Here is a 24887-nt window from a genome sequence, read left to right on the forward strand (position 1 = left end):
TTCCCGGTTCAGAGCCCCAAAGATTTCAGTTTTCGATGCAGGGCAGATCTTTCCATACCGATAAATTCGGCCGTGCGCGAAATATTGCCGCTAAAACGGTTAATTTGCGCCGTCAAATATTCTTTCTCAAACATTTCGCGCGCTTCACGCAAAGGCAGGGACATAATATGCTGGTCGCTTTCATTGGCCAGACGTGGCAAATTATCGCCGATTTCAGCCGGCAGCAAATCGGCTGAAATCGGCTCATCACCTTTATTATCGTCACGGGTCAAAATAAGCAGCCGCTCCACATTATTGCGTAATTGCCGCACATTGCCCGGCCAGTTATGCGCCTGCAGCACCGCCATGGCATCATCGCCCACCGGGCGCAGTTTTATCCCCGCCTGCGCGGCAATCCGGCGCATAAAATGGTCTACCAGCAGCGGAATATCCTCCCGCCGGCGCGATAAAGGCGGTACATTAACCGGCACAACCGCCAGGCGATGAAACAAATCCTCGCGAAACAGGCCTTCGCTAATCATGCTTTCAATATTTTGCGCAGTGGAAGAAATAATCCGCACATCAACCTGAACCGATGTCGCCCCGCCAACCCGCTCAAATTTCTGCTCGGTCAAAACACGCAAAATCTTGCTTTGCGTTTCGCGCGGCATATCGGCTACTTCGTCCAGATATAAACCCCCGCCATGGGCAGCTTCCAGAGCGCCGATTTTGCGCGCGCCGCCGTCCATTTCCGTGCCGAATAATTCTATCTCCATTTTTTCGGGCGTAATAGCGGCGGCATTCAAGGCGACAAACGGCGCCTGGCGGCGCGCCGATAAAGCATGAATCATGCGCGCCGCTACTTCCTTGCCTGAGCCGGAAGGGCCGGAAATCATCACCCGGCTATTCGTGGCGGCCACTTTTTCAACCATCTGCCGCAACTGGCTCATAATCAGTGAATTGCCTAAAAATTCCGGCGTATCCATGGTGTTCCGGCGCAGTTCCGACACTTCGCGCTTCAGGCGCTGCGTCTCCAAAGCGCGCTCGGCGACATGAATGAGCCTGTCTACTTTAAACGGCTTTTCAATAAAATCATAAGCGCCGCGTTTTGTCGCCGAAACGGCAGTTTCAATATTGCCATGGCCGGAAATCATTACCACCGGCAGCTCAGGATAGCGCTTTTTAACTTCGTCCAAAAGCGCCAGGCCGTCCAGACGGCTGCCCTGTAACCATATATCGAGAAAAACCAGATGCGGCACCCGCCCGTCAATGGCGGCCAAGGCCGCATCGGCATCGGCGGCAATGCGGGTTTCATGCCCTTCATCAGCCAAAATGCCGGCGACAAGCTCACGAATATCAGCCTCATCATCAACAATTAAAATATCGGAACCCATTTGCCTTACCTGTTATTATGGCACTGAAAATAGTGACAATCCTTAATTTTTTCAAACAGCGCGCACACTGCTTTCTTCCCCTCTGTCTTCGCTTTCTGCGACCGGGGCAATAAAGGGGAAAATCAGGCGAATCATCGCCCCGCGCCCCTGATAAAAATCCGCCGGCGCGTCCAGCAATTCCATGCGCCCGCTATGCTCTTCCACAATTTTCCGCACAATGGCAAGCCCCAGCCCGGTTCCTTTTTCACGCATGGTTATATAAGGCTCAAGCAATTTCTGCCTTTCCTTTTTGGGCAGGCCTTTGCCATTATCCATTATATCAACAATAATTTTATCGCCTTTTTGCTGCGCGCGCAGTTTTATATGCCCTTTATCCCCTGTCCTGCCAAGAACTGCTGCTTCTGCCAGGCCGGCATCAATCGCCTCGCTGGCATTTTTGATAAGATTGCCGAAAGCACGGCCGGCAAGCTGCTCATCAAATGCTCCGAAAAGCGGGGCTGGCGCCAGCTCTCTTTCAAAAATAATGTCGGGACGCGAAACCTCAATAAGAAAAAACGCCTCACTCAAAGCCCCGCGTATATCCATATATTCCAGTTGCGGCCTGGGCATACGGGCAAAAGATGAAAATTCGTCAACCATGCGGCCAATATCCCCCACCTGGCGAATAATTGTTTCAACACAGCGGTCAAAAATTTCCTTGTCTTTATCTTCAATATGCCCGCCGAAACGGCGGCGAATACGCTCAGCCGAAAGCTGGATAGGCGTCAGCGGATTTTTGATTTCATGGGCAATGCGGCGCGCCACATCGGCCCAGGCGGAAGAGCGCTGCGCCTCTGCCAGATCGGTAATATCATCAATCGTCACCACCCATGAATGACGCACGCGATCCGAATTTTCCATAGTAATGCGCACATTATAAACGCGCGAACCATTGCGTTCTTTCACCGTGATTTGCTCACCGTAAATATTTTTGTCACGCGCGCGGGCAATTTCAAACACATTGCCAATAGCGGCATTGACCGCCATCAGGCTTTTACCCATTGGCGCCTGGCCGGAAAGGTTGAACATATGCTCGGCCGAGCGGTTGATAATAGTGATAAACCCCTCTTCATCAACACCGATAACCGCCGCCGAGACGCCCGATAATACGGCTTCGGAAAAACGGCGGCGTTCATCTATTTGCCGGCCGGCGGCAATCAGCTCATTGCGCTGGCTGTTTAATTCCCCCACCATATAATTGAAAGTCCGCGCCAGTTGGCCAATATCGCCGTCCCGCACATGCACCGGCACCTGCACCGCCAGATTACCGCCGGCGACATTATCGGCCGCATCAATCAGCCGGCGAATGGGCCGCACCAGCCTGTCGGCTACGGCAATGCCCGCCCATATGGCCGATAACAGCATAATCAGAAACAAACAAAAATATAAAACGCTGAAGACAATCTGGGTCGGCACACGATTGGCTTCCAGCTCACGATAATAATTAGTATTGGCCTCTGTCAGGCGCAAAGCCTCCAGCACCCGCGGATCCGTCTCGCGCACGGCATAAAGCCAGGCCTCATCAATATCGTCCATTTTCAAAATAACGCCGAAATAGCCGTGAGCACCCGGCTGGAAGGTGACAGGATTATCCAGTGTCGCTTCCTTTATCCAGTTTTGCGGCGGTATTGGCAGATTTTTCTCATCACCGCGCTCGCTGGAAATAATAACTGAGCCGTCTTTCCTGAGCAAAAATACTCCCAGTAAATCGCGCCCAATAGCCTGCAAAGTCAGCTGGCGGCTATATTCGGGCCGATTCAGGGTTAAAAGCTGGCGATTATCCAACTGCCTGCCCATAGTGTAAGAGGCGGCCTGCAGGGATTGCAAAGTAGCGCCGGCATAAGCATTGGCCAGATTAACGGAAGAGGCAACAATCTGCCGTGTATTTACGTCAAACCAGCGATCCAGGCCGATATTCAGGGTAAAGCCGGCAACAATGGCAATAGCCAAAGCGGGCACGGCCGCCGCCAGCGAAAACAGCGCAATCAGCCGCACATGCAGGCGCGAGGCCGCGCGCCGCGCGCGGCGCGATTTGATAATCGGATAAAGCGCCGCGCCAATGCCGGTAATCAGGCATAAAACCATAAAAGCATTGATATAGGTCAAGAGACGCGTTACCGCGCGGTCGGGCATTATCGGCGTCAAACCCATCAAAATGAAAAAGGACAAAACAGCCGAAAGCAAAGCCAGAATAATAACGGCCAGCCCGACAAAGGCACGCAAACGATGCGGGTTCTCACCAAAGGCGCCTTTTTTATTCTGAGGCTGCATGGCCGGCTTGATATTTTTAATCGGTGCCAAACTGATTTCGCCGCCATTGCCTGCGGCCCCGCCCCCCGCTGCCGATATTGGCAAAATAGCCGGCGCAGATATTTCTGCTGTTTCTGCCGCTTCGATCTGTTCCGGCAACAGGATTTTTTTCATAATATTCCGCTTTGGCGCCGGTTGCTTTCCCCTGTAACAATACCGGCTCTTCCGCTCTCACTTAAGCTGTTTTACCGAGGTTCCCTGCTTTCATATTAGTAAAATAGTGGCAACAATACAACAGTATTTGCTTTTTGCGCACATAATTTACCGTAATTGCCGGCACTTCCTTGTATTCTGCGACAGAAAGCCGCATGACAAATAAAACAGGACGGCAAAGCTGTTTTTGCCGGGTTTACCGCATAGATTGCCAATAGTTTTACAAATATAAAGCGGGCAAATATAGAAAAAAGCTTTTCCCTTATTGAGAATAATTCTAAACTAGGGCATAAATCCGTTTACCCGGTCTGGCAGCCCGTCCCGTTTTGCGGCGGTTTTTTGCCGGCTGCGGGTTAATACTGATATAAAACAGGAATCCGGGCGCCTTTAGCGCTCAGTTCAAAATTGTTCAAGGAAAGCGCCAGCCATGCGTCTCACCAAGCAAACCAATTATGCTATTCGTATGCTCATGTATTGCGCCGCCAATGAAGAGGGCTTGAGCCGCGTTCCCGATATTGCCAAAGCCTATTCTGTCTCGCCTTTGTTTTTGTTCAAAATTTTGCAGCCGCTGGTCGAGGCCGGCCTGGTGCAGACTGTGCGCGGCCGCAATGGCGGGGTGCGCCTGGCCAGGCCGGCCGGCACTATTACCGTGGCCGATGTGGTGCGTGTGACCGAAGAAAATTTCGCTATGGCCGAATGTTTTGAAAATGGTGCGGTAGAGTGCCCTTTGGTGAATGCCTGCGGCCTTAATGTTACCCTGAAAAAAGCTCTGGACGCTTTTTTTGGAGTTTTGTCTGCCACTACTATTGCCGATTTGCAAAGGCCGACAAACCGTGCCCGCCTGGGGCTGACAGGCCGCGATACGGCAGCGCCGGCTGCCGCCGCACTATCGGCAACAGCATCGCAGACACCGTTTTCCTGAACATATCCGGATATTCAGGCATGATTCAAAGCGAGGTTTAAAATTTCTGTTGCAGCTCTTATTCTGGCCGCCGGGCGCGGCCTGCGTGCCGGCGGCCGTCACCCCAAACAATATGCCCGTTTAGGCGGCGTGCCGCTTATTCGCCGCACAGTGGAGATTTTTTTAAATTATCGAGGCAAAAACGGCAGCCAGGTAAAATCTGTTGCGCCGGTTATTGTCGTGGTGAATCCTGCCGATGCCGTTTTATACCGGCAGGCACTGGGAGATTTAGCTGATAAAATCCTGCTGGCTGACGGCGGCGCAACCCGGCAGGAATCAACCTTAAACGGCCTGCATTTATTAAAAACACAAAGGCCGCCCCCCTCTTATGTGCATATTCATGACGGCGCCCGCCCTTTTGTCAGCCATGATTTGCTGGACAAAGTCCACGCGGCTCTGGCGCCAATATATGGCCTTGTGCCGGTTTTGCCGGTAGCAGAAACTCTGAAACGGCTTGATGCGCAGGATTTTATCGCTGAGACTGTGCCGCGGGGGCGGCTTTATGCCGCACAGACACCGCAAATCTTCCCTTTTGCTGCCATATTGGCTGTGCATGAACAGGCGGCAGCGGCAGGCCGCACGGATTTTACTGATGACAGCGCCCTGGCAGAAGCCTATGGTTTGCCGGTGAAATCTATTGCCGGCGACAGCCGCAATATCAAAATCACCTGGGAGGAGGATATTGCTATGGCTGACAGCCTGTTGCAGCAAAGCGGACAAAGCGAGGCAGCGGAAACAAAGCCGCTTTTCCCCGATATACGCACCGGCAATGGCTATGATGTGCATAGCCTTGGCACCGGCAGCGGTGTGGTGCTGTGCGGCGTGCGTATTCCCTGCTCACTGGCTCTGCAGGGGCATTCTGATGCCGATGTCGCTCTGCATGCTTTGACTGATGCCCTGCTTGCTACGTGCGGCGCCGGTGATATTGGCAGCCATTTCCCGCCGAGTGAGCAAGAATGGCGGGGAGCGGCGTCAGAAATTTTTGTCCGCCGCGCCGCTGAAATTGTGGCACAAAAAGGCGGGCAAATTGTCAATGTCGATATAACACTGATTTGCGAAGCCCCGAAAATTGCTCCATATCGGGCAGCGATGGCAGAGAATTTGCAAACCATGCTCGATCTTGCGGCCGGGAGAGTTTCGATTAAAGCGACAACCAATGAGACTCTTGGTTTTATCGGCCGGGGGGAAGGCATTGCCGCCATTGCGACAGCCAATGTTTATTATCAATAATTCCGGCCGGGGTGGACGGGTTCAGGGAGTGTGAAGAGTAAAACCCCTCCTGCGTCCTGCGTGCCGGCCGGCCAGATAGGACTGTGCCAATATTTATAGCCGAGCCGTAAGCACTGCCCGCCTGTGCGCCTGCCCCGCCGGAAGATTTTCAGCCGCCGGCGGCTGGTGATAAAACCGGTAGAGCGAAAGCAGAAGAGAGGAAGAAAATGATGATTGCAGCAGAACTGGCGCAAAAACTTCTGGAAGCCTGCCGCGCCCGCAGGCTGCGGCTGACAACGGTAGAATCCTGCACCGGCGGCCTGATAGCCGCAGCGCTGACCGATATTGCCGGCTCTTCTGATGTGGTGGAATGCGGTTTTATCACCTATTCCGGCGCAGCGAAAGTGCAGCTTGTCGGCGTGCCGGGTGAGATTTTGGTTAAATATGGCGCGGTCTCGCGCGAGACAGCGCTTGCTATGGCGGAAGGCGGCCTACGCCACAGCAATGCGGATATTGCCGTGGCGGCAACCGGTATTGCCGGGCCGGCCAGCCGCAATGCCGACAAGCCTGTCGGCCTTGTTCACCTGGCCGTAGCGCTAAAAGGGACAAAAGCGCTGCATTATGAAGCGCATTTTGGCGATTTGGGCCGCCAGAATGTCCGCCGCGCCGCAGTGGAACAGGCTTTGCAACTGGCGCTGCAAAAGCTGGAGCAGGAATAATAAGCGCTTATCGGGCAAAGCACAGGGTTAGCCCCATTTCGGCGATTTAGGCCGCCAGAGTGTGCGCCGTGCCGCGGTGGAACAGGCTTTGCAACTGGCGCTGCAAAAGCGGAGACAGGAATAAGAGCAGGGCTTGGTGGCGCCCCTTTGCCGCGGCACAAAAGCGGAGGCAAAGGGGAATAAGAGCAAAGGCAGCCGGGGGTAGTTGACTTCGCCGTCAGGCGGGGTGCAAAACAGCACCTTAAAGGGCAGCACCGTTTCACCACAAAGCGCTGCTGCACTCGCGCGATTGTTGTGCTTTGCGGCCATTCTCCGCAGCGCCTGCGCAAAGCTGTTGAGTTCTGCCGGGTCTATATGCCTATTAAATGAAAGCTGTTATAGCGCGAACGTCCCTATGCTTCGCCGTCCTGTTTCTCTGCGCTATATGCGGACATAGCCAAAGATGAGCTTACCGCTTCGCCCGCGCTGCTACGAAGCGGTTTTTCCGCTGTTTTACCCCTCTCCCGAGTAGCAGCTTTGTCTCACGAAAGCGGCTTGCCGTTTTTCCATTTCCGCACAAGTTCCAGAGAATTATCATCGGCTTTTTTAAATTCACCTATTTCTGTATCAGATAGAAATTCTGACAATTTTTTGAGATAGGTATAAAAAGCCTCTTGCTGTTTATCTTCCAGAATAGAAGCAAGCGCCATACCCTCACGAGTCAAGAAATAGCAAGCTATGCCAGGAGCTTTCCCCTCTTCCCGTTTCGTGATGGGGATATTCTTCCTCAAATACTGCTCTAATGGCTCCGAAAAGCCTGAGACAATAACCGCTTGTTTTGGAACAGCAATAAGATAGTTTTTAAATGCAAAACCCCATGTTTCCGCCTTGGTATCGATATATTCTGTCAGCAATCCTCCCTCAGAAGGAACAAATAAGCCGGCTGCCTCTAAGCTCTTAAGTTGAGGCGAATTTAAATTCACTACCAAATAAGCAGGGATACCACCATTTATCCGCCAGCAGCAAATATCTTCAAACAGCTTGGCTGTTTCCGGCTCCAGCTCGTCAACAAGGCGCATAAGTTTGGCAGAAAATGTCCCCGGCCGGCGTATCTCACCCGCCAATATCTTGCCCCATTTGGCTCGAATTTCTTCCTCTGTCGCTTCTTCTACCCGTTTTTCCAGCCGATTCAGGAAGCTTTCATCTAAAATTTCCGCTCCATTTGTCGATTCTTCCATGTCAGGCGGACGCTGTTTTAAATCTTCCATAGTCTCCTGCAACAGCAGAATTTTCTTTTCCTGAGACCGAACAGCTTTCCGGCAAAACTGTTCCATCGCTTTTTGCACAAATGCCCCTGGCAGAGTATTTTGCGCCGCAATCTGCCCGATACTTGTCCTGATGGCATCAGCTTCGGTTTCACCGCACGCTTTGATAGCGGCAAGCTCTGCCTCAGTCTTCGCTCGTTTTTTAGCCGGCCCGGCTTCCAGCCAGGCATTCGGCCAATCGACAAGATTCCCCGCAAACCTGTCGATAGCAGAGAGGCAACGGGACCTCACTTTCGCTTTAATCTCAACCGGCAGAGCCGATAGCCCATTTGCTTCTATCGCGACAGTAATTTCATTGTCCAAAACATCGTCAGGCATTGGTAAACAGCCAATATTTCTCAGTATCGCCAAATTTTGGTTTATTGTAACGCACCTTAAAACTAAAAGAAATGTCATATTTTTCAGCGATTTTCTGGATAGTTCTAGCAATATTCGGCACGCTTAAACTCGGCAGGGATATATCCAGCTCTTCTATAGGCTGATAACCTTGAATGCTTTGAGTAATCGTTTTCCCGGTAAATTCCTTCAGCAAAGCCGCTAAATCCCAGCTCTTTATACCGATTTTCTTACACAAAATTTTTAAAACCTGTTCAAGCACTTTATTCCAGTCAGCCATTTTTACTTCTATGCCGTCAAAATATCCTTCCACCGGTTTTGTGCCTTTCAATTTCTCGGGTGAGGAGATTTTGGGCAAATTTTCGCTAACAGGCTGTTTTATCAGCTTTTCATATTGCCGCTTAGTCTGCTCAGCAGCTTGCCTGGCCTCTTCCCATTTTCGTTTCGCTTTCATTGCCGGCGCAATATGCTTCAGTTCAGTATCCACCAAATCCTGCATAACTTCATCGCTATCTTTGCCAAAATAGGCTGCAATCTCTTCAATGCCGGCAATCAGTCTGGTATTTTTTATAGTTAAACCTGACATTTTATGTTCCTCTCCCTGTTTTGCTTGTGCAACTTATCCACAATCTGCTTATTCACTGCCTTTATAAGCTCTATTTCTGCTTGCGTTTGTGCTTGTGCTTTTGCTCCGCCGGCTAAATAAAGCTTCACTTTATCCCTGCCGCTGCCTAAAAGCCTGAGAGCGACAGCGGCAAAAGCGCTCCCCCCATGCGCCGCGACACTTTCTACCGCTTTGCCGGCAAGTTTCGTCAAAGAATTCACATGTTCAGAAGAATCGTCCGGCATTGCCCAATCCTCAAAGATCCGATGTAAACAGCCCAAATTGTTCGGCCGAATCGCCGGATTCGGCCCTGCTCCAGCGCAGCTTAAAACTAAACGGGATATGATAATGCTCGGCGACTTTCTGAATAAACTCACCGGCGCGCGGCGCCGACAGGCCTTGCACCGATATATCCAGCTCCGGCATAGGGATATAGCCGGAATCTTCTCGAACACCTCGAGCAATATTGATATTGGCGATGGCCGGCAGCAGGCTGGTGAATTCTTCGCGCTTTGTGTAGGCTTTGTCGTATAAGACCTGCAACACTTGGGCAATCACGGCGCGCCAGTTACGCTCCCAGATTTTTTCACCGGCAAAACTCCCCTCGACCGGCTTGCTCTTCTCCAGCTCTGTGGTTGAGTGAACCTTCGGCAATTCCTTACTAAGGTGCTGCTTTTCCAGGTTTTTATGAGAGATATTAGCCGCATTCAAGGCTTTTTTAGCTTCCAATAACGGCCGAATGCGCTCCAGTTCAGCGGCCACCAAATCCCGCAGAATTTTATTGCTGTCCTTGTTGAAATAATCTGCAATAGCGTCAATATCGGTAATAAGTTTGGTGTCTATGAGCAAACCTGACATTTTATGCTCCTGTATCTTATCAGCTTGCTTTGGTAATAGCATGCCAATCAGGAGCCTGTCAATTCTTATTTTTCTTTTTTTTGTAAAATTTTAAATATTATCCACTAATGCCGTAAATTGCATCGGCGCGGGTTTCAAAGGCTGCCGTAAATCTACGGAAGGCGATATCAAACATTGTCCCCATCAATGCCGCCAGCAGCGGGTTTTTAAAGGCATAATCAATATAAAAATCCACCCGGCAGGTTTCTGCTTCCGCTGCGCGCCCAGTTACCGCCGCTTCTGCTCTTCCCTTGCTTTCTGCACCGGCTGGCTGTCGCCCGGTTATCTCTGATTCTGCCCTTTTCCTGCCTCCCGGCGTAATTTCGGGTATATCAACCGATATGCGCCGCGAATCTTCTTGCTGCTGTTTTCTTTTCTTTTCCTCGATATTATCGATAGCAGGAATCCCCTGCACCGCTTCCCCCGCCGGCAGAGTTTCTTCGGATCTTGATCCGGAAGCCAATATAGCCGAATCAGGTCGATATTCTTCCCCCGCTTGCTCGCTTCGCCCGGCAGCCGGCGCGGTTAGCGGCAAAAATTGCCAGCGATTTTCCAGATATTTAAACGGGCCATCGACATAATGGACATCAATGCGCCGCGCTGCCGGCTGCAAATAAACTTGCGTGGTAAAGTTCTCCCGTATCAATTTATAGCCGACCGTCATATCGGCCACCAGCAGCGTATTGCCTTCTTTTTCCTGACGCGAACGAATGGTCAGCGCCTCGCACATTGGCAGAAATTGCGGGTAGCTCTCAATATCCGCTACCAGGGCAAACATTTTTTGCGCCGAATGCCCGACCTGCTTTTGCATATGGAAATTTGGCATAATTCCTCACACAGTCTGCGCCGCCAGTGCATTCTGCCCTGCTTTTTGCGCCAATTTTGCCGCCCGCGCTGCCTTTAATTGCACAAAATCATCACCCGCATGGTGCGAAGAGCGCGTCAGCGGGCTGGAAGCCATATGCAAAAAGCCTTTGGTTTTGCCGATTACCGCCAGCGACTGGAATTCTTCCGGCGGGACAAAACGCATAACGGAGTGGTGCTTGCGGGTCGGCTGCAAATATTGGCCAATCGTCATAAAATCCACATCAGCCGAGCGCAAATCGTCCATGAGCTGCAAAACCTCATTGCGCTCTTCCCCCAGCCCCAGCATAATGCCGGATTTGGTAAACATTCCGGGGTCAAGCTCCTTTACCCGCTGTAACAGGCGCAGCGAATGAAAATAACGCGCCCCCGGCCGCACCTGCAAATATTTGGACGGCACAGTTTCCAGATTATGGTTAAAAACATCAGGCCGCGCCGCCACAATAATTTCCACTGCCCCGTCTTTATGGCGGAAATCCGGCGTCAGCACCTCAATAGTTGTTGCCGGCGCGCGCGCCCTTATCGCCTTAATTACCGCGGCAAAATGCTGCGCGCCGCCATCGGCCAGATCATCGCGATCGACCGAAGTAATCACCACATGTTTCAGCTTCATCTGGGCGACAGCTTCCGCCACCCGGGCCGGCTCATTTTTATCCAGCGGCAGAGGAATACCGGTCGCCACATTGCAAAAAGCGCAGGCGCGGGTGCAAATTTCCCCCATAATCATAAAACTGGCATGGCGCTGATGCCAGCATTCCCCCATATTCGGGCAGCCGGCCTCCTCACACACGGTCACCAGCCGATTGCTGCGCACAATATCACGCGTCTCGGCATAAATATGGGAAGTCGGCGCTTTAACGCGTATCCAGGCCGGCTTTGGAAAAACCGGCTTATCCGGCCGGTGCGCCTTTTCCGGGTGGCGCACGCGTTTTTCAGCCAAATTATCAAGCACGACTACCATATATTTTCCTTATATCCCGCCCCGCGTGATAAAAAGATTGCCTCTGCAATAACACTATTATACGTTTGTGCCAAACCGGTCTCAGCAAGATTTAGCCAATATAAGCAGCGCTATGGGCAAAGCGCCGCCGCACACCACCCCCAAGCCCGTGAGCCTGCCGGCTAAAGCCAGCGCTAGTCGAAGCCTGTGGCCGCCATCTCCCCTTTGCTGCCGCTTCTGCCCTGCCGCTGCTGCAATAACACTATTATACGTTTGTGCCAAACCTAATCTGAGCAAGGTTAACCAATATAAGCAGCGCTATGGGCAAAGCGCCGCCGCACACCACCCCCCAAGCCCATGAGCCTGCCGGCTAAAGCCAGCGCTAGTCGAAGCCTGCGGCCGCCATCTCTCCTTTGCTGCCGCTTCTGCCCTGCCGCTGCCCGGCCACCCCACCAGGCAGCTCTCGCGGGCGCCAGGCAGCAACAGCCTGATTTCAAGCATTCAACACCCGGCCATAGGCGTCCAGAACGCTTTCTTTCATCATTTCCGACAAAGTCGGGTGCGGAAAGACGGTGTGCATCAGCTCTTCTTCTGTCGTTTCCAGATTCATGGCTACAACAAAGCCTTGAATAAGTTCTGTCACTTCTGCTCCCACCATATGCGCCCCCAAAAGCCGGCCGGTTTTATTGTCAAAAATCACTTTCACCAGCCCCTGATCTTCCCCCAAAGCAACAGCCTTGCCATTGGCCGCAAAACTATAGCGCCCAATGCGTATATCATAGCCTGCCTCTTGCGCCTTTTTTTCTGTCAAACCGACAGAGGCAATTTGTGGCCGGCAATACGTGCAACCGGGGATTTTACTTTTATCCAGCGGGTGTATATCAGGCAAATCAGCCAGTTTCTCAACACAAATAACGCCTTCTTCTTCCGCTTTATGCGCCAGCATCGGCGCCCCAGCAACATCGCCTATAGCATAAATCCCCGCTATATTAGTGCGGCTCCATTCATCAGTTATAATACAGCCGCGCCCGGTTTTTACCCCCAGAGCTTCCAGACCAAGATTTTCAATATTACCCTGCACGCCAACAGCCGCAATTAACCTGTCAGCGGTAATAGTTTCCACTTTGCCGCTGCTTTCAACATGCGCGGTGACGGAATCCGCACCTTTTTCTACCTTAATCACTTTGGCGGAAGTCATAATGCGGATACCGCGCCGCTCCAGCTGCTTGCGGGCAAAAGCCGAAATTTCACTATCTTCCACCGGCAAAATTTGCGGCATAAGCTCAATAATAGTAACTTCTGCTCCCATATCGCGATAAAAAGAAGCAAATTCAACACCAATAGCACCGGAACCCATAATAATAAGCGATTTCGGCAATTTCGGCGGCACCATAGCCTCAAAATATGTCCAGATAAATTTGCCGTCCGGCTCAATGCCCGGCAGCGCCCGCGGCCGCGCCCCCGTGGCAAGAATAACATGACGCGCCTCATAAACACCTTCACCCAATACTGTTTTCGGCACAGGGTGCTGCGGCTGATAAGCCGGCTTGAGCGGTTTATGCACTTCTATTTGCGTCTGCCCGTTTTTTTGGCCTTGCAGTCTGGCTTCACCCCAAATCACATCAATTTTGTTTTTTTTCATCAAATAGCCGACACCGGCATTTAACCGGGCTGAAACAGCACGGGAGCGCGCAATAACGGCGCTATTATCGACCGCAACCTTGCCGGAAAGTGTCAAACCGTAATCTTTGGCATTTTCACAAAAATGTTTAATTTCAGCCGAACGCAGCAAAGCCTTGGTGGGGATACACCCCCAGTTCAAACAAATACCGCCAAGATGCTCCCGCTCAATAATAGCAGTTTTAAACCCTAATTGCGCCGCGCGAATGGCGGTTACATAGCCGCCCGGCCCCGAACCGATTATAATAATATCATAAACCATAGATAAATTTCTCCTCAGCAAAGCCTGACAGCGCCGCCGGCAAAAGCAAGCCAATGATTAAAAGCACCCCTGCGGCCTTTGTCATTACCCCTTTTATTTACCGAAGGCGGCGGCTAAATCAGCAAAGCCAGCGGATTTTCAATAATGTTTTTAAAGCATTGCACCAGCTCCGCCGCCAAAGCGCCATCTACAGCGCGGTGATCGGCAGAGAGCGTAACCGACATAATATCGGCACTCACTACCGCGCCGTCTTTTACCGTAGCGCGTTTCTCCCCGGCGCCAATAGCAAAAATTGTGGCTTGCGGCGGGTTGATAATGGCCGCAAAATCTTTGACACCAAACATGCCCATATTGGAAACAGAGCTGGTGCCGCCCTGATATTCTTCCGGTTTCAGCTTCATTTGTTTAGCGCGTTTGATTAAATCCTTCATCTCTGCCGAAATAGCGGACAAAGATTTTTCTTCCGCCTGGCGGATAATCGGCGTAATCAAACCATCGGGAATAGCAACAGCCACACCAATATCGCTGTGTTTATGGCGAATCATGCCACTATCCAACCAGGAAACATTGGCGTCAGGAACGCGTTTAAGAGCCACGGCCACGGCTTTGATTATCATATCATTGACCGAAAGCCGATAAGCGGGAGCGCTTCCTTCCTCCTTTTTAATCACCGGCGCCGCCATATTCAGATCTGAGCGCAATTTCAATAAAGCGTCCAGATTACAATCCGCCGTCACATAAAAATGCGGAATATGCTGTTTGGATTCTACCAATCGGCGCGCAATCACCTTCCTTATCGGCTGATGCGGCACAATTTTATAATCCTCAGGCCTAAACACAGCCAGAATCGCGCTTTCATCTGCCGCCGGAGCAGGAGCAGAACCAGCCGCAGCGCCTGCTGCTGCGGCAGCGCCGCCTGCCCGTTTGGCCGCTTCAACATCACGCTGAATAATACGACCACGCGGCCCGCTGCCGGTAATCGCCGTCAGATTCAGCCCGGCTTGCGCCGCCAGACGCCGCGCCAGGGGGGAAGCAAAAATGCCGGCAGTTTTAGCGGCAGATACGGGATTTTGCTCACCGGCAGCAGCGCTATTTTGCCCGGCGGGAACCGGCAGCGCGCTGCCGGTTCCCGCCTGCTGCTGTTGCGGGGCAGGAACAGCAGCGCTGCCATTTTCCGCCAAAGCGTTTTTTGCCACTTGCGCCGCATCTTCACCCTCTTCAGCCAAAACTGCAATCAAACTGTTTACTTTAACATTATCGCTGCCGGCAGGAACAACAAGTTTCGCTACGACACCTTCATCAGCCGCCTCAACTTCCATTGTTGCTTTATCTGTTTCTATTTCGGCAATAACATCGCCGCTGCGGACGCTATCGCCTTCCTTGACCAGCCATTTCGCCAGATTGCCTGTTTCCATAGTTGGAGAAAGCGCCGGCATAGTAATTTTTATAGACATCAAGCCTCTCCTCTATGCCTTATAGGTGACCGTTTTAACGGCCTCAATAATCTCTTGCACATTGGGCAAAGCCAGCTTTTCCAGATTAGCCGCATAAGGCATGGGCACATCTTTGCCGGCAATGGTGATAATCGGCGCGTCCAGCCAATCGAAAGCCTGCTGCATGACACGGGTGGCAATTTCCGTTCCGACAGAAGATTGCGGAAAGCCTTCTTCAACGGTCACCAGCCGTCCCGTCTTTTTTACCGATTCGATAATCGCCGGCATATCCATAGGGCGGATAGTGCGCAAATCCAGCAATTCCGCGTCAATGCCGAGGGAAGCCAGCTCTTCCAACGCTGCCACGGCATGTTTCATACCGGCGCCAAAAGAAACAAGCGTTACGTCCCTGCCCGCTTTATGCAAGCGCGCTTTACCAATAGGCAGAACAAAATCATCAAGCTTGGGCACAGCAAATTCATGCCCGTAAAGCAGCTCATTTTCCAGAAAAACCACGGGATTATTATCGCGGATAGCGGCTTTGAGCAGACCTTTGGCATCGGCCGCGTGATAAGGGGCAATAACCCGCAACCCCGGTATATGGCTATACCAGGCGGCATAGCATTGCGAATGCTGGGCGGCCACCCGGGCGGCGGCGCCGTTAGGGCCGCGAAAGACAACAGGAACAGTCAACTCCCCGCCCGACATATAATGTGTTTTGGCAGCGGAATTGACAATATGATCAATCGCCTGCATGGAAAAATTAAAAGTCATAAATTCAACAACCGGCCGCAGACCGGCAAAAGCCGCGCCAACACCCAACCCGGCAAAACCGGCCTCGGTAATCGGCGTATCAACAATGCGGCGCGCGCCAAATTCTTCCAGCAGACCTTGTGAAATTTTATAAGCGCCCTGATATTGAGCAACTTCCTCCCCCATCAGGAAAACATCTTTGTCGCGGCGCATTTCTTCTGCCAAAGCCTCACGCAGCGCTTCGCGCACTGTCATAGAAACCATTTCCGTGCCGGCGGGGAGAGCCGGGTCGGGTGCCGCTGCTATTGCCGGCTTTGCTTCTGCCTGCGGTGCAGCAGCAATAGCAGCTTGCGGGGCAGCAGCGATAACGGCCTTATCGGCTTGTGCCGGTCTGTCTTCGGGCTTGTCGGCAGTTGCAGGGGCAGGCACCTTAATATTTTCTGCCGTTTCACCTTCCTCCAGCAAAACAGCAATAGCGGTGTTCACCTTTACCCCGGCCGTGCCTGCCGGAACAAGAATTTTACCTAATACGCCGTCATCGACTGCTTCCACTTCCATTGTTGCCTTATCGGTTTCAATTTCAGCAAGCACATCGCCTGCGGCAATTTTATCTCCCTCTTTTTTCAGCCACCGGGCAAGATTACCTTCTTCCATAGTGGGGGAGAGAGCGGGCATTAAAATATTTATCGCCATTTTTTCCTCTCTTACGCCAGAATATCCGCATAAAGCTGCGTCTCTTCCGGTTCAATATCTTTTTCAGCAAAATCAACCGCATCGGCGATAATTGCCCGCACATTTTTATCAATGGATTTCAAATCATTCTCAACCGCCCAGCCTTTGGCCAGCAAACGCTTTGCCACCTGATCAATAGGGTCATGATCGCGGCGTATTTCATCTAATTCTTCCTTGGAGCGATATTTGGCCGGATCCGACATGGAATGGCCGCGATAACGATAAGTCTCGACAGAGAGCAATACCGGCCCCTTGCCGGCGCGCGCAAAGGCAAGCGCCTCTTCCGTAGCCGAGGCAACGGCACAGACGTCCATACCGTCTACCGCCATTCCGGGAATCCCGAAAGAAATGCCGCGGCGGGAAAAATCCACTTCGGCCGAAGCGCGGGCAACAGATGTGCCCATGGCATAACGATTATTTTCAATAACATAAATAACCGGCAATTTCCACAAAGCGGCCATATTGAAACTTTCATAGACCTGCCCCTGATTGGCCGCCCCATCGCCAAAATAAACCAGCGCCACATTATTATTGCCGCGGTACTGATTGGCAAAAGCCAGACCCGTGCCCAGCGGCACCTGCGCTGCAACAATGCCGTGACCGCCGTAAAAATTCTTCTCTTTGGAAAACATATGCATTGAGCCGCCTTTGCCTTTGGCCACGCCGCCCTGACGCCCGGTCAGCTCAGCCATAACGGCGCGCGGCGCGCAACCAAGCGCCAGAGCATGACCGTGATCGCGATAAGAAGTGATAAATTGATCTCCTTCTCCGGTCACTTTTTTCATGCCGACAATAACGGCTTCCTGGCCGATATAAAGGTGGCAAAAACCGCCTATTTCCCCCATGCCGTAAAGCTGGCCCGCCTTTTCTTCAAACCGCCGGATAAGCAGCATATCGCGATAGGCATCAAGCTCTTCCTGTCTGGTAAATTCGGCCGGCGGCGGGGCGGATTTATAATTAGGCAAAACTGCGCCTGAATTTTTGAAAGCTCTTTTTCCGGCTTTCTCTACCATAATTTTGCTCCCTGTTCTTTTGTCTCAAAATAGACGCCTTTGCACTAATATACAAGCTATCTGTTTTGAAAAAATACAATGGCTGCTCCGGGCCGGAAAAGGGCATAATCAGACCGCCTGAAGGCCGATTTTCATAAACAGCAAGGCGCAAACAGGCAGATTTTGCAGAGGTAGGATAGACGGAGAAAGCCGCACGCCCGGTAACAGCTCCACCCGGTTTTATAAGACCGGCTGAGCCGCCACAGCAAATAGCGCCGATTCCCCGGCAGCGACTCATATTAGTCAGCCGCATCTTCTTTTGAGGTGATAATTGTCAATTCATTCGGCCGGGAAAAATTTAAATTACGCCGCGCATATTCATCTAAACTGTCTTTTTCAATTTTGCCGTCCTGCAATAAAGCAATTCTCTTTTTCAGCAATAAATTCCCCGCCGTTAATTTTTGATATTCCGCATTAAGCGAAACAATGCGCTTTTCCACCGCTTTACCTGATTCCAGCCCATATTCACCGTGATAAATGTGATAAGCGAAATAAGATAAAACCGCCACGGTAAAAACAGGCAAAATAAAACGGCCTTTATTTGTCCGACGCTTTTGTTTTGTCCACATTAAAAATTTCCGGTAATTGTCTAACCCGAACCTGCACTGTGCTAAAGCAACAGCTCCAAGGGAGTGCTGTAACGCAGTTTGTTTAAGATTTTCTTAGAAAAACGGCATAATAGCCGCCCGGCAGATAATTAACCAAAACAGGCTGCTTTCTTTAGAGCCTGTTTCCCCTGCCAATAGGGATTGGCAGAGCAGCTTCGCCCCTGTTGGACAAGCTAAATACCACGCACACCACCGGCCTGTTCCTGCGCGGATTGCGCTATCACACCATCACAATATTCGCGACAAAACAACCGCCAGCCTGTCTGGTTTTTCCCAACAGGCTCTGCCCCTGATATTGTTGTTTGACCCTGTTCCTGCTTATCCTTTTCCCTTGATATGGGGGATAGATTGATAAGCTATTGCATCGGCCATGGTCACGGATATTATCCCCGCAAACACTATTGAAAGCACAAATAATATCATCATCACACAGAAAAAAGCCGCCATTGCCCCCAAAGCTAATTTGAAACCGATAGTAAAATAACCGGATTCTCTTCTATATTCTGCTCTTTTATCAAAATCGCTGTTTTCCATAGGCCTTCCCCAAACCAATTACCGGGCAAACCACCGGCATTACTGAAAAAACAATCGGCAGGAAAGCCCATAATGAGGGAAATCACCTCATTCCAAGGCAGATATAAGCTCCGTCCCGGAGATTCACAAATAACAGCAGGCAGCAGAGACCGGTCGGCCTCTGCTGCCTGCCGCCAAAATATTACTTATCCATTGGCCAATCGGCAAGGCGGAAAGCGGATATGCCGGCATAATGTGCCTGATTACCCAATTCTTCCTCAATACGAATCAGCTGATTATATTTCGCCATGCGATCCGAGCGTGAGAGCGAGCCGGTTTTAATTTGCCCGCAATTTGTCGCCACCGCCAAATCGGCAATAGTAGAATCTTCCGTTTCACCGGAACGATGCGATACTATGGCCGTATAACCGGCTTTATGCGCTGTTTCAATAGCATCAAGGGTTTCGCTCAATGTGCCGATTTGATTCACTTTTATGAGAATGGAATTGGCGACATTTTTCTCAATACCCTCACGCAAGCGGGCAGAATTGGTCACAAACAAATCATCACCCACGAGCTGACATTTTGCCCCAATGGCTTTGGTCAAATGCCGCCAACCGTCCCAATCATCTTCGGCCATGCCGTCCTCAATAGAAATAATCGGGAATTCCCTGCTTAATTTGGCCAAATATTCCGTTTGGGCGGCAATATCACGGGTTACACCTTCTCCCTTATAAATATATTGACCGTCCTTGAAAAATTCGCTGGCAGCACAATCCAGGCCAAGAGCAATATCCTTGCCCGGCGTAAAGCCTGCCTGAGCAATGGAATCGACAATAAATTTCAAAGCTTCTTCTGCGCTTTTCAACCCCGGAGCAAAACCGCCTTCATCACCGACATTCGTATTATGCCCGGCATCTTTCAGGCGTTTTTTCAGACAATGAAAAACCTCAGCCCCGTAGCGAACAGCCTCACGCAAGCTCGGCGCACCAAAAGGAATAATCATAAATTCCTGAAAATCAATAGGATTATCGGCATGAGCGCCGCCATTGATAATATTCATCATCGGAGTTGGCAGAATATGCGCCTGAGTGCCGCCAATATAGCGATAAAGCGGCAAACCGCTGGAGGCTGCCTGCGCCCTGGCCGCAGCCAGCGACACACCCAAAATCGCATTGGCCCCTACACGGCCTTTATTCGGAGTGCCGTCCAGATCAATCATCATTTTATCAAGAGCAATTTGCTCTTCTGCGTCAAAACCGATAACTTCATCGGCAATTTCCCCATTAACGGCGGCAACAGCTTTTTCAACCCCCTTGCCTTGATAACGAGCGCCGCCGTCACGCAGCTCCACCGCCTCATGCACACCCGTCGACGCACCCGAAGGCACTGCCGCCCGGCCAAAAGCCCCGTCTTCCAGCACAATATCCACTTCCACTGTCGGATTGCCGCGACTATCCAAAATTTCGCGGCCGATAATATTGGCAATAACAGTCATAGAAACCTCCCTTTACGACAAATTTGTCAGCCAGACCCAATATATCCCCTCTTTCCACTTTACCGATTATATATCAGCAAAACAGCATTTTCTTGACTGCCGGCCCCAGCCCGACAGAATTTATTGACCTGCCGCTTTGGCTATCCGATCAAAAGCCAGCAAGCGCTCCAGCATAGCCGGCATATCCTCAAGCCGCACCATATTCGGCCCGTCTGAAGGCGCTTTATCCGGATTCTGATGTGTTTCAACAAACAGCCCCGCCACCCCTATTGCTACCGCGGCGCGCGCCAACACTTCAACAAATTCCCGCTGGCCGCCGCTTGCACCGCCCAGCCCCCCGGGCTGCTGCACGGAATGCGTGGCGTCAAAAATCACCGGAGCGCCAAAACGCGCCATAATCGGCAGCGCGCGCATATCCGAAACCAGAGTGTTATAACCAAAGGAGACCCCTCTTTCACAGGCCATAACATTCGGATTACCGCTTTCGACAATTTTTGCCAGAACATTTTTCATATCCCACGGTGCCAGAAACTGCCCTTTTTTAATATTGACAACCCGCTTTGTTTTGGCAGCCGCCACCAGCAAATCTGTCTGCCGGCACAAAAAAGCCGGAATCTGCACAATATCGGCAACAGCGCCGACCAAGGCACATTGCTCTATTGTATGAACATCGGTAATTACCGGAAAATCGAAAACCTGCTTTAATTCGGCAAAAATTTCCAGCGCCTTTTCCAGGCCGATACCGCGCTGCGCCGACAATGATGTGCGATTGGCTTTGTCAAAGCTTGATTTATAAACCAGACCAATGCCCAGATCAGCGGTAATTTCCTTCAACCGCCCAGCCATATCAAAAGCATGGGCGCGGCTTTCCATCTGGCAGGGGCCGGCAATCAGCGCCAGCGGCGCTTTATTGGCAAAAGTGACATTGCCCAGCCTGATAACAGCATTAGGCCGTTTTTCACCCGGTGGCAATTTTCCATTATCGCTCATAATCCAACCCGCCTGATAATCCTGTTTAAACGGAATCACATTTGATGCAATTTATTTTTACCGCTTTGCCGGTTTATATACAGAAACCATTGATCCCGCCGCAAAGCCCGATTATTTGCCATATTTTACCGCCGCAGCAATAAAAGAAGCAAATAAAGGATGCGGCTCAAAAGGACGCGATTTCAATTCAGGGTGATATTGCACGGCAATAAACCAGGGGTGGTTTTTATATTCTACCGCTTCAGGCAGAATATTATCCGGCGACATACCGGAAAAAACAAGCCCGCAAGCCTCAAGCTGCTTTTGATAATGCGTATTCACCTCATAGCGGTGGCGATGCCGCTCAGAAACAGTTGTTTTGCCATAAATTTCAGCAATATGTGAGCCTTTTTTCAAAACGGCCTCATAAGCGCCAAGACGCATTGTCCCGCCCAGATTGCCGCTTTGCGAACGTTTTTCCAGGGCATTGCCTTTCAGCCATTCTGTCATCAGGCCAACAACCGGCTCAGTTGTTTTGCCAAATTCGCTGGAAGAGGCGTCTTTAATGCCCGCCAGATTGCGCGCCGCTTCAATACAGGCCATTTGCATACCAAAACAAATGCCGAAAAACGGAATATTATGCTCACGCGCATAACGAATAGCGGCAATTTTGCCTTCTGCCCCGCGCGCACCAAAGGCGCCCGGCACCAAAATACCGTCTACCCCGGTTAAATGCGATGCAATATTTTTCTCCTGCTCGAAAACAGCGGCCTCAATCCATTTTAAATTAACACGAACATTATTGGCCAGACCGCCATGCCCCAAAGCTTCCGCCAGCGATTTATAAGCATCTTTCAGCCCGGTATATTTACCAATAACCGCAATAGTAACTTCCCCCCCCGGATTATGAATATTGCGCGCAATATTTTCCCATTTGCTCATATCCGGCTGTTTGTCGGCAGCAAGCCCGAAAGCCGCCAGAATTTCCTTATCCAGCCCCTCGCGCTGATAGGCAATGGGCACATCGTAAATAGAAGCGACATCAAGCCCCTGAATAACGGCAGAAGGGCGAACATTGCAGAATAAAGAAAGTTTGCGCCGCTCTTCCTCGGGGATTGGCCGATCAGCCCTGACCAGCAAAATATCAGGCGCAATACCGACAGATTGCAATTCTCTGACAGAATGCTGGGTCGGCTTGGTTTTCAACTCTCCGGCCGTGGGAATATAAGGCATTAAAGTCAAGTGCATAAAGGCAGATGAGCGCGGCTCCAGCTCATTATGCAACTGTCTTATGGCTTCCAGAAACGGCATGGCTTCAATATCGCCGACTGTGCCGCCAATTTCGCACAGGACAAAATCATAGCCATTATTATCCCGGGTGATAAAGCTCTTAATCTCATCTGTCACATGGGGGATAACCTGAACAGTCGCCCCCAGATAATCACCGCGGCGCTCGCGCTCAATAATATTGCGATAAATCCGCCCGGTGGTGATATTGTCATTTTTACTGGCTGAGCGGCCGGTAAAACGCTCATAATGGCCAAGATCAAGATCCGTCTCGGCACCGTCATCAGTCACAAATACTTCCCCATGCTGATAGGGAGACATTGTGCCGGGATCTATATTGAGATAGGGATCAAGCTTGCGAATCCGCACCCGATAGCCGCGAGATTGCAAAAGCGCCGCCAGAGCTGCCGCAGCGACACCCTTCCCCAGAGAGGAAACCACGCCGCCAGTAATAAAAACATATCGCACCATGGGTGTATATTCTTAAACTCTTCGCTGATTTTTGTCAAAAACTTTCCGGCAAAAAAACATTAATTAACCGGAAAATATGCCGAAATGAAACAAATCACCAATCAGGCCGAAAAATCAGGCGGCCAATGCCCAGATGCTCCGCCGGCATAAAGGACAGCCTGTTACACACGCTGCCGCGGCACGGCCCCGGCCCAAAACCGCCCCGGCAGCAGCAAAAGCAGGCAGCGCGCCTTGTCTAAGGCTATAATATCCGGAACAATTTCGCAGCGCGACCCGCTTTGGCAAAATATTGCGCCCCGCAGAGCTGATATTCTGCCCCCAAAGCTTGCGGCCTCCCCATTTCAGGGCTTTGCAGCCTGCCATCTCATTACGGCGCAGCGGTTTTCTCTGCCGGTTCTGCCGGCGCCGCATTACTGCCCGGCATAGTGCTTCCCGTTCCCGGTTGATTATCAGCAGCAGGCGCTGTCGTTTTTGCCCCGCCTAACTGGTCAAGCAAATTGCCGGGCTGCTCTTCCTGCTCTTGCGTGGGAATTTGCCGTAAAATATTGGAACCGTTTCTGCCGGGAACAAGCTGCAAAACGGTCAATGTAATTGAAGTCAGGAAAAAACAGGCAGCCAAAATCGCTGTCAGCCTTGTCAGCGCATTTTTGGTGCCGCGCGCCGTCATAAAGCCTGAGCCGCCGCCAATCCCCAGACCGCCGCCTTCCGAGCGCTGAATGAGAATAACGCCAACAAGCGCCAGCACAATAAGCAAATGAATCGTGATAATAAGCGTTTGCATAGATTAAGGCTCTACCTTTTTTTGACAAATTCACACCGGCCGGCGGCGGCTTTACAGCCTACAGCCCCGCTTTTGCAGGCTGTTATAAACAGTTCGCGGCCTCTTACTAAACACCCCGCCGCGGCAATGCACTATAGAGCAGCGAGGCAAATAGTGCAATACTGCGCCTTGAGCCGGCTTACGGCAAAGTTGCCGCCGCGGCAATAATAGCCAGGAAATCCTTGTGATTAAGGCTGGCGCCGCCAATAAGCGCCCCATGCACATGCGGCACAGATAATAAGGCAGCCGCATTATCCGGCTTCACCGAACCGCCATAGAGCAAGCGGATTTTTTCGCCCATTTCCCCAAACCGCCGGTGCAGTTTTTGCCGAATGAAATTGTGCATTTCCGCCACATTATCTCTGGTCGGCACTTTACCGGTGCCAATAGCCCAGACAGGCTCATAAGCAATAACCAGTCTATCAGCCGCCGCGCCGGCGGGAATGGCGGCCTCGCACTGACGGCCGACAATTTCCAGCGCCGCGCCTTGCTCACGCTGCTCCAATGTTTCACCGACACAGAGAACAGCAACAAGACCGGCGCGCCAGGCGGCTTCCGCCTTTCGGTGTATAAGCTCGTCAGTCTCGCAATGATCTGCCCGCCGCTCGGAATGCCCGACAATAACATAAGAAGCACCGGCATCTTTCAGCATGGGCGCGGCAATATCTCCCGTATGCGCGCCGCTATCGGCAAAATGGCAATCCTGTCCGCCCAAAGCCAGACGACTGTTTCTCACCGCTTCTGCCCCGCGTGACAACAGGCTGGCCGGCAGGCAGACAAGCGCCGCAATATCAGCCTGAGCGCAGGCCGCCGGCAAGCCGGCCGCTATTGCCTGCAATTCAGCCAGAGCCGCGCTCAAACCGTTCATTTTCCAGTTGCCGGCAATAAGCATAGAATCTTTTGTCATAATATTCTCCCCGAAAAACAGCCTGCGGCCCAATTACCTGATTAGTGCTTGATTCAGGCTGAAATTATCTCTGCAAAATCGCCGGCGCAAGCTTTTTTAGCAATTTTGCCCGGCTTACCCTTAAGAAATATGGAAATTTTATTGTTTCGGCTTGCATATTTTGCCTGTTTGGGGCAAATCGATAAGGTCGCAG

Annotated in this window: 22 protein-coding genes; 3 read left to right on the forward strand and 19 right to left on the reverse strand. The window is 51.4% G+C overall.

What is annotated here, in order from left to right; translation table 11 throughout:
• Nucleotides 1-8: 8 nt before the first annotated feature.
• Together DPQ22_RS07520 and DPQ22_RS07525 are read right to left on the reverse strand one after the other, a co-directional pair.
• A complete protein-coding gene (locus DPQ22_RS07520; RefSeq protein ID WP_150214662.1) occupies nt 9-1373 on the reverse strand; it encodes a sigma-54-dependent transcriptional regulator in 1365 nt (454 codons plus the stop codon).
• Between the two features lie 51 nt (nt 1374-1424).
• Nucleotides 1425-3683 (reverse strand): sensor histidine kinase, encoded by a 2259-nt coding sequence (locus tag DPQ22_RS07525; protein WP_150214870.1) that lies wholly within the window; start codon nt 3681-3683, stop codon nt 1425-1427.
• A gap of 619 nt (nt 3684-4302) precedes the next feature.
• Between DPQ22_RS07525 and rirA the strand changes: the two genes are divergently transcribed.
• The 3 genes from rirA (at nt 4303) to DPQ22_RS07540 (ending at nt 6764) form a co-directional block, all read left to right on the forward strand.
• Nucleotides 4303-4797: an iron-responsive transcriptional regulator RirA gene (gene rirA, locus DPQ22_RS07530; RefSeq protein ID WP_150214664.1), complete on the forward strand. Its 495-nt coding sequence runs from the start codon at nt 4303-4305 to the stop codon at nt 4795-4797.
• Nucleotides 4798-4839: 42 nt separating this feature from the next.
• Nucleotides 4840-6066, forward strand: a complete 1227-nt coding sequence (locus DPQ22_RS07535; RefSeq protein ID WP_246681543.1) for a bifunctional 2-C-methyl-D-erythritol 4-phosphate cytidylyltransferase/2-C-methyl-D-erythritol 2,4-cyclodiphosphate synthase — start codon at nt 4840-4842, stop codon at nt 6064-6066.
• A 206-nt stretch (nt 6067-6272) separates the two neighbouring features.
• The gene (locus DPQ22_RS07540; RefSeq protein ID WP_150214668.1) at nt 6273-6764 is read left to right on the forward strand and encodes a CinA family protein; all 492 of its coding nucleotides are present in this window, start codon (nt 6273-6275) and stop codon (nt 6762-6764) included.
• Nucleotides 6765-7285: 521 nt separating this feature from the next.
• On the opposite strand, the gene DPQ22_RS07545 is transcribed toward DPQ22_RS07540, so the two are convergent.
• From DPQ22_RS07545 to tpiA, 17 genes are all read right to left on the reverse strand, one after another.
• Nucleotides 7286-8386 (reverse strand): DUF2806 domain-containing protein, encoded by a 1101-nt coding sequence (locus DPQ22_RS07545; RefSeq protein WP_190323183.1) that lies wholly within the window; start codon nt 8384-8386, stop codon nt 7286-7288.
• Entirely contained in the window at nt 8379-8990 is a 612-nt protein-coding gene (locus DPQ22_RS07550; RefSeq protein WP_150214672.1) for a hypothetical protein, read from the reverse strand. The genes DPQ22_RS07545 and DPQ22_RS07550 overlap by 8 nt, the downstream gene beginning before the upstream one ends.
• Nucleotides 8978-9253: a hypothetical protein gene (locus DPQ22_RS07555; RefSeq protein WP_150214674.1), complete on the reverse strand. Its 276-nt coding sequence runs from the start codon at nt 9251-9253 to the stop codon at nt 8978-8980. The genes DPQ22_RS07550 and DPQ22_RS07555 overlap by 13 nt, the downstream gene beginning before the upstream one ends.
• A 10-nt stretch (nt 9254-9263) precedes the next feature.
• A complete protein-coding gene (locus DPQ22_RS07560; RefSeq protein ID WP_150214676.1) occupies nt 9264-9866 on the reverse strand; it encodes a hypothetical protein in 603 nt (200 codons plus the stop codon).
• Nucleotides 9867-9963: 97 nt separating this feature from the next.
• A complete protein-coding gene (locus tag DPQ22_RS07565) occupies nt 9964-10731 on the reverse strand; it encodes a type II toxin-antitoxin system RatA family toxin (RefSeq protein ID WP_150214679.1) in 768 nt (255 codons plus the stop codon).
• Between the two features lie 6 nt (nt 10732-10737).
• Nucleotides 10738-11730: a lipoyl synthase gene (lipA, locus tag DPQ22_RS07570; protein ID WP_150214681.1), complete on the reverse strand. Its 993-nt coding sequence runs from the start codon at nt 11728-11730 to the stop codon at nt 10738-10740.
• A 472-nt stretch (nt 11731-12202) separates the two neighbouring features.
• A complete protein-coding gene (gene lpdA, locus DPQ22_RS07575) occupies nt 12203-13651 on the reverse strand; it encodes a dihydrolipoyl dehydrogenase (RefSeq protein WP_150214682.1) in 1449 nt (482 codons plus the stop codon).
• A gap of 113 nt (nt 13652-13764) precedes the next feature.
• Nucleotides 13765-15105 (reverse strand): pyruvate dehydrogenase complex dihydrolipoamide acetyltransferase, encoded by a 1341-nt coding sequence (locus DPQ22_RS07580; protein ID WP_150214685.1) that lies wholly within the window; start codon nt 15103-15105, stop codon nt 13765-13767.
• Nucleotides 15106-15117: 12 nt separating this feature from the next.
• Nucleotides 15118-16530, reverse strand: coding sequence for a pyruvate dehydrogenase complex E1 component subunit beta (locus tag DPQ22_RS07585; protein WP_150214687.1), 1413 nt, complete (start codon nt 16528-16530; stop codon nt 15118-15120).
• Between the two features lie 11 nt (nt 16531-16541).
• Nucleotides 16542-17582 carry a pyruvate dehydrogenase (acetyl-transferring) E1 component subunit alpha gene (gene pdhA, locus DPQ22_RS07590; protein WP_150214688.1) on the reverse strand — a complete coding sequence of 347 codons (1041 nt, stop codon included), beginning with the start codon at nt 17580-17582 and terminating at the stop codon, nt 16542-16544.
• Between the two features lie 278 nt (nt 17583-17860).
• Nucleotides 17861-18190: an FtsB family cell division protein gene (locus tag DPQ22_RS07595; RefSeq protein ID WP_150214690.1), complete on the reverse strand. Its 330-nt coding sequence runs from the start codon at nt 18188-18190 to the stop codon at nt 17861-17863.
• A gap of 357 nt (nt 18191-18547) precedes the next feature.
• On the reverse strand, nt 18548-18763 hold the full coding sequence (locus DPQ22_RS07600; RefSeq protein WP_150214692.1) for a hypothetical protein: 216 nt from the start codon (nt 18761-18763) through the stop codon (nt 18548-18550).
• A 181-nt stretch (nt 18764-18944) separates the two neighbouring features.
• Nucleotides 18945-20240, reverse strand: a complete 1296-nt coding sequence (eno, locus tag DPQ22_RS07605) for a phosphopyruvate hydratase (RefSeq protein ID WP_150214694.1) — start codon at nt 20238-20240, stop codon at nt 18945-18947.
• A 120-nt stretch (nt 20241-20360) separates the two neighbouring features.
• Nucleotides 20361-21230 (reverse strand): 3-deoxy-8-phosphooctulonate synthase, encoded by an 870-nt coding sequence (gene kdsA, locus DPQ22_RS07610; protein WP_150214696.1) that lies wholly within the window; start codon nt 21228-21230, stop codon nt 20361-20363.
• A 111-nt stretch (nt 21231-21341) separates the two neighbouring features.
• Complete coding sequence (locus DPQ22_RS07615) at nt 21342-22967, reverse strand: CTP synthase (RefSeq protein WP_150214698.1); 1626 nt, start codon at nt 22965-22967, stop codon at nt 21342-21344.
• A 367-nt stretch (nt 22968-23334) separates the two neighbouring features.
• Nucleotides 23335-23748, reverse strand: coding sequence for a preprotein translocase subunit SecG (secG, locus tag DPQ22_RS07620; protein ID WP_150214701.1), 414 nt, complete (start codon nt 23746-23748; stop codon nt 23335-23337).
• A 178-nt stretch (nt 23749-23926) separates the two neighbouring features.
• Nucleotides 23927-24694 (reverse strand): triose-phosphate isomerase, encoded by a 768-nt coding sequence (gene tpiA, locus DPQ22_RS07625; protein WP_150214703.1) that lies wholly within the window; start codon nt 24692-24694, stop codon nt 23927-23929.
• Between the last annotated feature and the right edge of the window lie 193 nt (nt 24695-24887).

This window comes from Candidatus Tokpelaia sp. (assembly GCF_008636115.1).
GTDB lineage: Bacteria > Pseudomonadota > Alphaproteobacteria > Rhizobiales > Rhizobiaceae > QLZD01.